Origin of the sequence: Bacillus sp. MYb56 (assembly GCF_002976445.1) — a bacterium.
In the GTDB taxonomy this organism is placed as follows: domain Bacteria; phylum Bacillota; class Bacilli; order Bacillales; family Bacillaceae_G; genus Bacillus_A; species Bacillus_A mycoides.
This window is the reverse complement of record NZ_PCOH01000001.1, coordinates 272,235-284,886: the sequence shown is the minus strand read 5'-3', so window position 1 is coordinate 284,886 and position 12,652 is coordinate 272,235. Positions and strand designations below refer to the sequence as shown.

The following is a 12,652-nucleotide window of genomic DNA, read 5'->3' as shown; positions in this document are numbered from 1 at the left end:
CGATTGCATAAGTATATTTGAATTTTATTTATTTTCATACACAGTATAATTGAGCATTCAAGGAACAAGGAGTGATTGTAATGTCGACAGACCAACCTATTCCTGGACATTTTATTATGGACCCACAGCGAGCTATGCTGTTGCCACCGGAATTGAAAGCAGCTCCATCTGAATCATTAACAGAACAATTATTTATTGAACGATCTATAACTGAAAATAGATTTTGGTTACGTATTATGAAAGAGCATGCTTTGTTTCTTGGTGAGGGGTTTAATCGTAACGATAAAAATTTAATTCAGCAAGTAGAACAGTTTTATAATCAGTTTGATAGGCAGCTGCAAAAAGCATTTACTATTCCACAAACTGTTCAAGCGGTAAGGCAATTAAATGAAGAGAGCATTCAGTTAGTGTATGCTTTTCGTAATTATAAAAGAAACTTACTAATTTTAATCATCAATTGTAAAGTGAAAGGGTTTAATTTCCCACTTTTAGTGGATCATGTTGCACGAGAAGCAGAATATTTTATGCGGACACTTCAAAAGTTTAACGAAGGGAAAATGGATCCTATTCAAGATGCGATTATTAGTGAGAATGTTTTCTGGCTGCGTATTATGATGGAACACTCACGTTTTATTGGATCATTACTGGATCAATCGGAAAGAAATCTTGTTCATACAGCGTTGAAATTCGGTGATGATTTCGAAATTTTGCTTAACCAAGCTAGAGATGTTGAATCGATGTTATATCAAAAAGAACCGACATACCCGATTATAGGAAAAATGAATAAAGATAGTGAAAATGCCACTGTTGAGTTAAGGGATTTCAAAAAAGCAGGATTAGAGTTAATTCAAACATGTCAAATCCGAAATGTCATAAATCCATTGCTTGCTGATCATGTTACAAGAGAGGCAGAGCATTTCCTCTTCATGATTCATGTATTGGAGCAAAGGCTAAAGCAAAAGCAAGTGGAACAATCTCCGCAATAATAAATAAACAAGAAAAGCATGGCAAACTAATGTCATGCTTTTCTTGTTTATCCCGCTATTTGTGGGCAGTAAAACTCCCACCTCAAAATTTGGCTGGAGCAAAGAAGTTATGTGGGAGTCGGGCTGCCCGTAAACGCCCGATTGGTGAAGGCTAATAATCAGTGGGGGATGAATAAAATCCCCGCTGATTAAAGTTTCACTTTATAAATTGTGATTCAATTGTTTCGGTTGTAATAAAAATATTGCTAATCCAATGAAAATAAGTAGAATTCCTAGTCCTTGCTGTAAAGAAATTGTTTCATCTAAAATGAAATAGGCTAAAATACAAGTTCCAATTGTCTCTCCTAAAATACTCATCGAGATAACAGTAGCGCTCATCCATTTTAATAACCAATTGAAAATTGTTTGTCCTAAAATCGTTGCAATGAATGCAAGACCTATAAAGGACCACCATGTTTGTGCAGTGTAATTGAAGAAAGATGACTGCTGTGTGTAAGCAAATATACCGAGAAAGAGTGAACTACTGCCATAACTAATTACCGAGTACGGTATTAGGGATAGGTCTTTACGAACATATTGACTGATGAAAAAGTAAGCTGTTATGACGCCAGCAGCAATAAAAGCTAAAATATCGCCGTATAAAGCCTCACCACTAATTTGAAAATCTTGCCACCCAATCACGATACTTCCTGAAATTGCAATAAGGCAGCCTATAATCGCACCTTTCGTAAACCGTTCCTTAAATAAAAAATAACCACCGACCATTGAAAATAAAGGTTGCAACGTTACGATAACTGTAGAACTTGCTATGGAAGTATACTGTAATGATTCAAACCATAGTACATAATGAGCTGCTAGAAATAATCCAGATAAGAGTCCAAATCCCCATTGCTTTTTTGATAATGAGCGAAGTTCGCTTCGATTGTTTGTATTAAATATTAGAAACGGTAAAAGAATTACCGTAGCAAACAATAATCGATAAAAAGCAGTGATTGCTGCAGGGGCATCGGCTATTTTTACGAAGATAGCTGAAGTAGATAAAGCGAACACGCCAAAAAATAAGATGAAATATGAAAGAATAGGTGATTTCAAAGTTTGTCCCTCCGATTGGTTGTTTATTATAATGAACTGTATATAATATAATGTACAAAAGCTAGTATATAAGCCTAAGATGAAATAAGGAAGGATTAATTGCCACTGTTTAGTATGTCAGCACAAAAGGGACAAAAGATGTATTATGATGGACGAAAGGAAGTTGTAACAATGATTCATTATCGGCTAGGTCAAACTGTTTTAAGTTATCGTAAGAAAAATAATATGACAATTCGTGAATTTGCTGATTATGCAGGAATCAGTACTTCACTTATTAGTCAAATTGAAAGAGGACATGCCAATCCTTCTTTAAATGTATTGGAATTAATAGCGAAAGCATTAAATGTACCGCTGTTTACTCTTTTTATTAATGATATTGATACAGACTCACTTATTTCTAAGAAGAAAGATCGGAAAAAAGTATATCGAGAAAATAATGATCATATTGTTTATGATGTGTTAACACCAGATTTTATGAAAGCTCGCATTGAAATGTTAATGATGGATTTAAACGGATATGCAAATACAACAGAAAGTCACTATTCCCACGAAGATAAGGAAGAAATTGCAGTTGTAATGAAAGGGGAAGTGTATGTGGAATTGGAAGGGAATGAATATTTTTTAGAAGAAGGAGATGTTGTGCGTATTCCACCGAACGTGAAACATAGATTTTTGAATAAAAGTGATGAAATGAATCACATCTTATTTGTATTAACACCTTCCTTAAGCTAAGGAAGTAGCTTAAGGATACATACTAAGTGGTAACATAATAGAAAGTATCAATTACATAAAGATTCGCGTGTATAATAAAACAACTATCTATAAATACATACACATTTGATTTTCACATTGTATGTTTAAGAAGATGAGAGATTTGACAAAAAAATAAGATAGTTCCATGACTATCAAACCAAATAATTCAGATAAAAAAAGAGTGAAAATTTTTAAGGCTTTGGCAGGAGTAAAACGAGAGATTGTTCGTTATTTATTTCATAATCAAAACAAACAAAATTGTGGAAGATTGAGACTGCATTAGGGATGAATAAGTATCATCTCAAAATATTATTAGAAGCAAATTTAATTCTTGTTGAGCGACAGGGGCAATTTTAATTTATAACTGTAAAGGAGGAAACCTTTCAAGAGTTTTCACCTGGCTTTTTGCCGACTTTGTAGATGCTAAAAAACCATTTTTATTAGGGTTTAGAGGGGATAAGAGAGATGGAAAATATAAGTGTATTAAAAGATGGGCTTTCAATTATATCTCAATGTAAAAAAGAAACAAATGATATTTGGCATGCACATTTCGGAGCAGCTGCCATTGCTAGTTATTTTTTTACGAAAAACAATAACATTGATGAAAAAACTGCCTGTAACATTTATTCTCAAGCGAAAATGATGCTCCATAAGCAAAGGTTAGGCGAAACAATTGATAATAAACAAGGTGTCGATTATCAAAGTGCTGAAGAAACGATAATTAAATCTTTGGAACAAACGATTGATGAACTCCATTGGGTTGGTCATAATGTAATTTACGCTTCTTTAAGTTTACTAGCCATTAAGGAGTTAAGTCATTGGGGGAGTGAGCAAGATATTAATAATATAGCAAACCTTATATTATCGTTTCAAAAAACAATTCCCGGTAGATCTTGGATTGGTTTTACAACTAAAGAAGTAAAGCAACTCATTATAAATAATGAGGAGATTCAAAGCGAAATTAAAAACCCGAAGCAATTATCTGGATTTATTTTAAATGAATTATCTGAATTCAGTGTTATATATAAGGCAGAATCACATCACGATTTAATTGGTCATATACTTACCTTCTCACATGCGATTAATATATTATATGACTTAGGGCATATAGAATTATTTCAACGAGGAATAAAACCACTATTAAAGCTAGTTTATGTACTTAGAAAAAGTCGCAATTTAATGCCGAATGCCCAAATAATATTGAATTCTACTGTAGATCGTTTACCTCTTACAAAAGCAAAACAAGTTGATACACTTCCGCTAGATAATGCATTCTGGCTTAAAGACTACAGCGAATTTAATTGGGATTTTGGACACATATTTAAATTTTCATATAGTTATTTTGATCACTTAACAAGGATTCCAGAATATAAAGATAAAACATTTGAGAAATTCTGTTGTATTATTAATGAGTAAAAGTGTCTAACTTTAAATTAATAGTAAATGGTACACATTCATAAACTAACATATTTATAAAAAATGGTAGAAAATTATAATGACCTGTAATAATAGGCTTAGTTTAAGTCTCTTTTTTTGTTAGTAGTATGTTGTTTTTTCAAATATGTAAGATTTTACATTAGCATGAGACTTTTACTTATTATGTAAGTAGGCTATACTAAAATACATATATTTTGAAATTGGAGCGAATAAAGACGACATGGAATTAGTGAAGTTAGAAAAAATAATTGAATTGAAAAAAGAAGAATTATTGAATCTAGTCTCAAATTATGGACTTCAACATGAAAAAGTAATAGCACTCAGCCAAGAAATTGACAAATTAATAAACTGGTTTATGTTTTTAAAATAGAAAGAACTATGACGTGAGTTGAATATGTTATAGTTCTTTTTTAATTGGTAATTTAGAAATATATTCGATATACTATCAATAAATAGAATATTCAGTTTTAAAGGAGGGGGATAAATGATACTACATACGCATATTTCAGGTGAAGGGGAACCAATTGTGCTTTTACATTCTGGTGGTATGACAGGTTTAGTAGAGTTTGAAGAACAGGTAGAATTTTTTACAGAAAAACAATATAAAGTAATTCGTCCTGATTTGAGGGGACATGGAGAATCAGGAGGTACATTAGATAATTATTTTCTTTGCTCTGCTGATGATTTGAATGATACACTAGAACATTTGCAAATTAATAGTTGTCATATAGCGGGTGTTTCACTAGGGGGGATAGCCGCTTTATTATTTGCAAAAAAATATCCAGATAAAGTGAGGACATTAACTTTTTCAGGTATCTTTCCTATTGAGCGAGATAATTGGGAAGAGTCTCAGGAGTATGAAGTAAAGTGTCATCAACAGTTGATGGAAAATGAAGAAGTTGTAACTTATATGAATCAAATTCATGTAAAAAGTGATTGGAAAGGGTTGCTGAAATCGTGGCAAGTTAAGGAGTGGTACCCATTTCATGAAACAGGTGATGTAGCTAATCTTCAAGTACCTACACAGTGTATTGTTGGGGGAGATTCAGCAGATGAAGTTACAGCCGCTACAACGTTTAAACAATTAAACAACAATATACATATTGCTGTTATTCCGTTTGCAGCTCATTTAGTGCATAATGATCAGCCTAAAATATATTCATATATATTGTCTAATTTCTTACAGAATGCGCAAGCTGCTAGTCGACTATGATAATTTTTGGTTATAATAATAAAGGAATTATTAATTGTATCGGTTAGGGGCGCAGCAAATATGAAAACAGTCGTTGTCATCGGTGGAGGTATTACTGGACTTTCTACTATGTTTTATTTAGAAGAATTAAAGAAGGATTATAATATAGATTTAAATTTAATCCTTATTGAGAAAGAAGAGTATTTAGGTGGTAAAATCCACAGTGTGGAAGAAAATGATTTTATTATGGAATCTGGAGCAGATTCTATTGTAGCTCGTAATGAACATGTTTTGCCGCTTGTAAAAGATTTAAATTTAGAAAATGAAATGGTATATAACGAAACAGGTATTTCTTACATATACTCTGATAACATATTACATCCAATTCCTGCTGACACTATATTTGGGATTCCTATGAGTGTTGAATCATTATTTAGCAGTACGCTAGTCTCAAAAAAAGGGAAAATCGTTGCTTTAAAAGATTTTATTACGAAAAATAAGGAGTTTACAAAGGATACATCACTTGCTGTATTTTTAGAAAGCTTTTTAGGGAAAGAATTAGTGGAAAGACAAATTGCACCTGTGCTGTCAGGTGTATATTCTGGTAAATTGAATGAGCTTACAATGGCATCTACGTTACCATATTTACTTGAGTATAAAAATAAATATGGAAGTATTATTAAAGGTTTTGAAGAGAATAAAAAACAATTTCAGTCAGCAGGAAATAAAAAGTTTGTATCATTTAAAAGTGGACTATCTACGATTATTAATCGCTTAGAAGAAGTGCTGACGGAGACTGTCATTAATAAAGGTGCTGTAACAACAGTGATAAGTAAAAAAGGGGATCGGTATGAGGTTTCTTTTGCAAATCATGAGACAATACAAGCTGATTATGTCGTTTTAGCAGCTCCACATGATATCGCACAAACGTTATTACAGTCTAATGAGTTAAATGAGCATTTTAATAAATTTAAAAATTCATCGCTTATAAGTATTTACTTAGGTTTTGACATACTAGATGAACAACTACCGGCTGACGGCACAGGTTTTATCGTAACGGAAAACAGTGATTTACATTGTGATGCTTGCACATGGACAAGCAGGAAGTGGAAACATACATCTGGTAAACAAAAGCTATTAGTAAGAATGTTTTATAAGAGCACTAATCCAGTATATGAAACGATCAAAAGTTATAGTGAAGAAGAATTAGTACGAGTTGCTTTATATGATATTGAAAAGAGCCTCGGAATTAAAGGTGAACCGGAAGTAATTGAAGTTACAAATTGGAAAGATTTAATGCCGAAATATCATTTAGAACATAATCAAGCTGTTCAATCATTACAAGAAAAATTGGCCGTGCTTTATCCTAATGTATACTTAGCTGGTGCTTCATATTACGGTGTAGGAATTGGTGCTTGTATTGGAAACGGAAAGAATACTGCCAATGAAATAATTACGACATTGAATGAACAGTCAAAATAATAATATTGAATACATATGTAAATAAAATGTCCCTCCAACATAATGGAGGGACATTTTATTTGTAATTATTTAACATTAATTACAATCTTTTTATGATTGGCTTTATTCTCTTTAATAGTTAATGTTATTTTTCCAGATTCTTCAAAGGAATACGGTGAGAGCCGATAAAGTTCTTTAATACTATGTTTTTCTTTTAATTTATTTGTAGGAATTAATGTTATATTAGGCTTCCATGTTTCCTGTTTGCCTGAAGGGTAGTCTACTATTATTTCTGGATTATTTAATTGTATTGTTTCCCAAGAGACAAAATACAGTTCAACTTCTGCATCTTTTTTTAGTAATTCTTCTGAGAAATAACCAAACTCACCAACATTACCAAAAACAGTGAAATTTTGATTTTGCAATTTAATATCTAAATATCTAGGTTGATATGTTGCTGCGTGATACATTCCGTATGAAAGAGAGAGTGTGGCAGCGATTAATATACCAACTGAAAATGTCTTAAAGCTATTTCCTTTAAAACTTGTCATCATAAATGAGTTTGGTGTGAATTTTTTTGCGAATAAAAAAATGAGTAAAATGAGCAAGAGGGATAAGCCAATGAAAATATACATAAAGTTTAAGCACCTCCGTAAGAAATATTTACTGTTTTTCTATATTTTAACATGAGAGGGTGTAAATTAGGGGTGGTTTTTAGAGGGGAATTAATAAATACAACGAAGTTATATATTATTAAGAGGATAAACATCGCTAGAAATATTTGATTTGTGGGACATTAAGGACTTTCCTAATTATAAATACTTTTTCTGCTATAATAAATGAGTAGAGAGAAAGGAGTGATCCTATGGTATTTCCTATGTTAGAAACAGAACGCTTGCGCTTAGTTGAAATAGAACAATCTTATTGTCAAAAAATATATGAAATATTCTCATTAGATGAGGTAACGTGTTATTACGGTATGAATTCTTTTACTGAGTTTGGACAAGCTTCACGTATGATTGAATCTTTTTCAAAAAATTACTTTGAGAAAAAAGCAATGCGTTGGGGGATTGTATTAAAAGACACAAATAATTTAGTAGGAACAATTGGATTAAATAATTTACAAATTTGGAGTAAACGCTCAGAGATTGGATATGATTTGCATCCTCGTTATTGGGGGAATGGTTATGCTTCTGAAGCTGCTCGAGAAATTATTACTTATGGATTTCGAGATTTAGGCTTATTTAGAATTGGAGCTATTACATATCCTGAAAATATAACTTCGTGTAATATGTTATCTAAATTAGGTTTTCAACAAGAAGGGCTGTTACGTGGATACATTCATCAAGGAAATAAACAACACGATGCATTAATGTATTCTATTGTACGAACAGATGTAGAGGATATTCATTATTAATAAAAAAGCCCCTCTTATTTAAAATAAGAGGGGCTTGTAAAAATCAACCTATTTTAGGTAATAAACGTTCTCCGCTTTTCATACTACTTTTACATAAAGGGCATTTAGGCTCTTCTTCAAATGAAAAGTTCTTTCTCATCCATCCTAAACAATCCTCTGATTCACATTCCCAAACAGGGGTTTGTTCTGGTGGTACTTCTGCTACATCGTTCTTTCGATTGCGATACATGTAACCACTCCTTTTATGTAAAAATTTTTAGTTATATATTAAAAAGGTTGTTAACCGAGCTGGTAACAACCTTTTTATTGATTGAATTATAGCTTTACAACGTTTTTAGCTTGAGGTCCACGGTTACCGTCTTCAACTTCGAAGCTAACTTCTTGACCTTCGTCAAGAGATTTGAAGCCGTCGCCAGTGATAGCTGAGAAGTGAACGAATACGTCGCTACCGTCTGCAACTTCGATGAAACCGAAACCTTTTTCGCTGTTAAACCATTTTACTTTACCTGTTAATGTCATGGTAATGCCTCCTAAAATTTAAAAAGATTACAATATGATCGGCCTTATTCGATTGAAAATAAAAGTTCACATATTATCAAAAATCCATAAGGAGTACAAAACATTCCTGATTGATACTTGATAATATGCAAAGAAAATATAGTGCTAAATTGACCTTAATTACTATCCTACAACAAATGGTGGGAAATAGCAAGTGCTGGTAATATCAGTGAATGAATTGGGCGATACTGGTAAAAGGCACGAAGACATCTCTTTTATTTATATATTATTCCTAATCTGAATTTATTCCAAACAGAAATCATTTATTTTAAAAAATATGTTTAATGGAAACGATATATATTTTAAGAATACAGATGATTACAATAATAAGGAGGATAGAATATTGCTAAATAAACAATTTAAAATAATTGAAGCAGCAAAAGAAGGAAGAAGAAAAGTTCATCCTATTTTCGCTGTTATACTTGCAATTGTATTTTTAACTTTAGGTGAATTTTTCATGTTGTTTATGCTGTTTTTACCGAAAGCGGATACATCATTTGTAAAGGCAATTTATAATAATATTGAGATGATATTAACGTTTGGTGGGGCTATATTTTTTATTTTTTTATGGATTAGGTTTGTAGAGAAAAGGTCATTTTCATCCATTGGTTTTTGGCAAGTGCAATGGATGAGAAAGTATTTGAGAGGTGCGTTAATAGGATTTGTCTTCATTTCAATACCAGTAATTGTGCTTATATTAACAGGGATTGTAAAACTACAAATGCAACAAATTACGGCAACCGCCATATTTGGTATTGTAGGATCTTTAATTGCTTTTTTAATACAAGGTGCAACGGAAGAAATTATTGTACGAGGCTGGTTATTTCCAGTTATTTCTGTTAGAAGTCGTATATGGGTTGGGATTATAGTGACGTCCTTTTTATTTGGTTTTCTGCATTTACTTAATCCTGGTATTACAATCCTTTCAATATCGAATATAATATTAGTTGGTGTATTTGCAGCTTTTTACGTATTAAAGGACAGTAGTCTTTGGGGGATTTGTGCATGGCATTCCATTTGGAATTGGGCACAATATAATGTCTATGGTTTTGCAGTTAGTGGCATGACGATATATTCAACACCACTATTTAAACCTGTAACAAATGGCAATGAATTCCTTCATGGAGGCTCATTTGGTATTGAAGGTAGTATCATTACAACAATAATGCTTTCTATCGCTTCAATCGTTTTATGGAGACAGTTATGGGGGAGAAGAGCGAAACAACGAGATTTTAGTTAATGAAAGTGGGAGAAACTATGGGGATTATAGCGTTTGAGGGAGCGAGTGCTGTTGGTCAGAGTAGCACATGCCGTGAACTAGAAAACAATTATGGAGCATTCATTATACCTGAAGTGAATTTTTTATTTGAAAGACCAAAAAATGAACATAGAACATGGTATTTTGAAAAACAAGTAGAGCGCTGGAATATAGCAGTGCAGAAGTCGCAGCAATATGAATTAGTAATACTCGATGGGGATATATATCAGCCACTTAGTTATAATTGGTGTTTTCATTTTGATATATTTAATCAGCCGTTATCTTTAATAGAAAACTTTTATAAAGAAAAGATGATAAATAGAGAAATTGGTTTTCCGGATCAATATTTTTATTTATATACAAGTGATGAAGAGCTTAGAAAACGGAAAGAGTCTGATGGGACGAAAAAAAGAAGAAACTTTGAAAAACATTTACATATATCTAAAGCATTTCAGCGTTATCATGAAAATCTCAATACAGTCACAGACGGGTACTGTAAATTGATTGAAGCAAAAAGTATAAAGTCGAATGAATTAGAAATTGTGAAAAGTTTAAACAGCTTAAAAGTATGTGAAGAAAGACGTTTTGATGTTTCGAGGTTAGATGCTATTACGAAGTGGTTAAAAGAAAATCATGCATAAAGTAAAAACAACGAGTGTTTTAGAAGGCGCTCGTTGTTTTTTTGTTTCCATATAAATATAAATATAAATATAAAGGGAAATTTTGTAGAATATCTTTATTTTTTAACAGAATAATCTTTCAATTTCACAAAAAAAGAAATACAATATAAGGAAATATATATAAATAATATGATAGGGGATGGGATGAACTATTTTGAATGAAGGAACTGTTTTATATAAGAAATAATGAGGTAGTAAGAACAGAGATATTTGGGAGGAAACAAGCAAGATGAAAACATTATTTAAAATCATAGGAATTATAGCTGGTATGGCGGTAATCGGGGTAGGTGTAACGTATGGTATGCTGTATTATCTGAATAATAGTAAACCAGCTGCGAAAAAGGCATCACCAGCCGCTCCGGCAGTAGAAGTGCTAGCTGATAGTAATGTAAAAGCCGAAGATGCAAAGATGTTAGAAAATGGAAATCACTCATTGCCGAATAGTGGTTTTAATAAAAACTTCAAATGGACAGATGAGAACATACAGACAGCACTACATGAAATGGCACATCAAAAAACGAAAGCTGATCAAAAATGGGGCTATATTTTTATTACACAAGAACGTATTGAAAGTTTACTTGAAATTATAAATAGTAATGATGTTGCACAAAAAAGTACATATGTGGATATTTTAGAACGATGGAAACAAGGAAAATATGAAAAGGTTGATGTAGACCACAACAAGATTTGGAAATTACAAAGTGGGAATTTAGGAGAAGGGAAAGGAGTAATGTCAGAAAAGGAGCAAAAAGAATTAATTAATCAAGTTTTTATACAAAAAGGTACATATTCAGGTAGTAAATTAATTGCAGGTGAGGTACAAGCTAATAAATAATATACATATTGATTTTGAAACACCTGTATTGTTATGAACACAAATGTTTTAACAAAAATGAGTAATTGCTTTTTAGAGCAGTTACTCATTTTTGTTATTACTCGCTTACTTTTCTATTCTCTCTAATAATGTAAGAAACGATTGCAAAACTGGGGATATCCATCTAGATTTATGATAGATTACGTGGCTTTGAATGACGGCTGGAGTTTCGATGGGCTGAAAACAGAGTTGTTCTTTTTGATTACTTTCTTGTACAACGATGTAAGGGAGAATAGAAATTCCTAACTCACACATAACGGATTGTTTAATGACTTCAACATTGGAAGTCTCAAATGTTTTATTAGGATTTCTTCCGCTTTGACGTAAAAAACGATCTACCATTGGTCTATAGCCACAGGTTTGTTCTGTAAATATAAATTGAGTATCTTGTAATAAAAGGAGTGGATCAGTGTTTGAAGGGAAATGAGCAGGGAAAATCCATCCAAATGTTTCATTACATAAATTGCACGTAATAAAATCATTATGCTCTATACTTTCTCCAATTATGAAGATAACATCGGTTTCTCCTTCATGTAATTTTTTCAATGCTTGCTCATTGGTATTTGTCTCAAGTACGATATTTACTTTCGGATTTTCCTGTTTGTAAGTACGTAATAATTGTGGTAACCGATACACTGCCAATGATTCATTAGATGTAATAGCCAATGTTCCTTCTAAATGGTCACTGTTTTGAGGGATTTCTTGCGCTTTATCATAAATAGTAAGTAATTCTAATGCATACGGATGAAATTGATGACCTGCTTTTGTAAGAAGTATTTTTTTTCCTAATCGATCGAATAGGGGAATGTTTAAATCGTTCTCTAATGCTTTAATATGGGCTGTCACAGTAGATTGCGCATAACCTAATGCATGAGCAGCTTTAGAAAAGCTACCATATTTAACAATGGCACAAAATGTTTTAACATGTCTCATTTCCATAAATG

The 12,652-nt window shown here is 32.2% G+C and carries 15 protein-coding genes; 10 read left to right on the top strand and 5 right to left on the bottom strand.

Annotated elements, in window-relative coordinates; translation table 11 throughout:
* Positions 1-80 precede the first annotated feature (80 nt).
* A complete protein-coding gene (locus tag CQ058_RS01385) occupies positions 81-986 on the top strand; it encodes a DUF2935 domain-containing protein (protein WP_002141730.1) in 906 nt (301 codons plus the stop codon).
* A gap of 201 nt (positions 987-1,187) precedes the next feature.
* Here CQ058_RS01385 and CQ058_RS01380 read toward each other — a convergent pair whose 3' ends face one another.
* Positions 1,188-2,078, bottom strand: coding sequence for a DMT family transporter (locus tag CQ058_RS01380; protein ID WP_002141731.1), 891 nt, complete (start codon positions 2,076-2,078; stop codon positions 1,188-1,190).
* A gap of 114 nt (positions 2,079-2,192) precedes the next feature.
* On the opposite strand from CQ058_RS01380, the gene CQ058_RS01375 reads away from it, so the two are divergent.
* The 5 genes from CQ058_RS01375 to CQ058_RS01350 all read left to right on the top strand — a co-directional run bounded on the left by CQ058_RS01375 (position 2,193) and on the right by CQ058_RS01350 (position 6,942).
* Positions 2,193-2,810, top strand: coding sequence for a helix-turn-helix domain-containing protein (locus tag CQ058_RS01375; RefSeq protein ID WP_002031957.1), 618 nt, complete (start codon positions 2,193-2,195; stop codon positions 2,808-2,810).
* A 486-nt stretch (positions 2,811-3,296) separates the two neighbouring features.
* Positions 3,297-4,247 carry a hypothetical protein gene (locus CQ058_RS01365; protein ID WP_002189570.1) on the top strand — a complete coding sequence of 317 codons (951 nt, stop codon included), beginning with the start codon at positions 3,297-3,299 and terminating at the stop codon, positions 4,245-4,247.
* Positions 4,248-4,488: 241 nt separating this feature from the next.
* Positions 4,489-4,638 carry an aspartyl-phosphate phosphatase Spo0E family protein gene (locus CQ058_RS01360; protein WP_002012842.1) on the top strand — a complete coding sequence of 50 codons (150 nt, stop codon included), beginning with the start codon at positions 4,489-4,491 and terminating at the stop codon, positions 4,636-4,638.
* Between the two features lie 114 nt (positions 4,639-4,752).
* Positions 4,753-5,481 carry an alpha/beta fold hydrolase gene (locus tag CQ058_RS01355; protein ID WP_002189571.1) on the top strand — a complete coding sequence of 243 codons (729 nt, stop codon included), beginning with the start codon at positions 4,753-4,755 and terminating at the stop codon, positions 5,479-5,481.
* 60 nt (positions 5,482-5,541) lie between these two features.
* The gene (locus CQ058_RS01350) at positions 5,542-6,942 is read left to right on the top strand and encodes a protoporphyrinogen oxidase (protein ID WP_002141735.1); all 1,401 of its coding nucleotides are present in this window, start codon (positions 5,542-5,544) and stop codon (positions 6,940-6,942) included.
* A 65-nt stretch (positions 6,943-7,007) separates the two neighbouring features.
* On the opposite strand, the gene CQ058_RS01345 is transcribed toward CQ058_RS01350, so the two are convergent.
* Positions 7,008-7,556: a hypothetical protein gene (locus CQ058_RS01345; protein WP_002127343.1), complete on the bottom strand. Its 549-nt coding sequence runs from the start codon at positions 7,554-7,556 to the stop codon at positions 7,008-7,010.
* Positions 7,557-7,786: 230 nt separating this feature from the next.
* On the opposite strand from CQ058_RS01345, the gene CQ058_RS01340 reads away from it, so the two are divergent.
* The gene (locus CQ058_RS01340) at positions 7,787-8,338 is read left to right on the top strand and encodes a GNAT family N-acetyltransferase (protein ID WP_002141737.1); all 552 of its coding nucleotides are present in this window, start codon (positions 7,787-7,789) and stop codon (positions 8,336-8,338) included.
* Between the two features lie 43 nt (positions 8,339-8,381).
* Here CQ058_RS01340 and CQ058_RS01335 read toward each other — a convergent pair whose 3' ends face one another.
* Together CQ058_RS01335 and cspD are read right to left on the bottom strand one after the other, a co-directional pair.
* On the bottom strand, positions 8,382-8,567 hold the full coding sequence (locus CQ058_RS01335) for a cold-shock protein (RefSeq protein WP_000286202.1): 186 nt from the start codon (positions 8,565-8,567) through the stop codon (positions 8,382-8,384).
* An 86-nt stretch (positions 8,568-8,653) separates the two neighbouring features.
* Positions 8,654-8,857 carry a cold-shock protein CspD gene (gene cspD / locus CQ058_RS01330; protein WP_002012849.1) on the bottom strand — a complete coding sequence of 68 codons (204 nt, stop codon included), beginning with the start codon at positions 8,855-8,857 and terminating at the stop codon, positions 8,654-8,656.
* Positions 8,858-9,239: 382 nt separating this feature from the next.
* Here cspD and CQ058_RS01325 point away from each other — a divergent pair, with 382 nt between their 5' ends.
* The 3 genes from CQ058_RS01325 (at position 9,240) to CQ058_RS01315 (ending at position 11,669) form a co-directional block, all read left to right on the top strand.
* Positions 9,240-10,136: a CPBP family intramembrane glutamic endopeptidase gene (locus CQ058_RS01325; protein WP_105589396.1), complete on the top strand. Its 897-nt coding sequence runs from the start codon at positions 9,240-9,242 to the stop codon at positions 10,134-10,136.
* A complete protein-coding gene (locus CQ058_RS01320) occupies positions 10,136-10,795 on the top strand; it encodes a chloramphenicol acetyltransferase (protein WP_105589394.1) in 660 nt (219 codons plus the stop codon). The genes CQ058_RS01325 and CQ058_RS01320 overlap by 1 nt, the downstream gene beginning before the upstream one ends.
* A 268-nt stretch (positions 10,796-11,063) precedes the next feature.
* Positions 11,064-11,669, top strand: coding sequence for a PRK06770 family protein (locus CQ058_RS01315; protein WP_002141740.1), 606 nt, complete (start codon positions 11,064-11,066; stop codon positions 11,667-11,669).
* A 105-nt stretch (positions 11,670-11,774) separates the two neighbouring features.
* Here CQ058_RS01315 and CQ058_RS01310 read toward each other — a convergent pair whose 3' ends face one another.
* Positions 11,775-12,647, bottom strand: a complete 873-nt coding sequence (locus CQ058_RS01310) for a LysR family transcriptional regulator (RefSeq protein WP_105589393.1) — start codon at positions 12,645-12,647, stop codon at positions 11,775-11,777.
* Between the last annotated feature and the right edge of the window lie 5 nt (positions 12,648-12,652).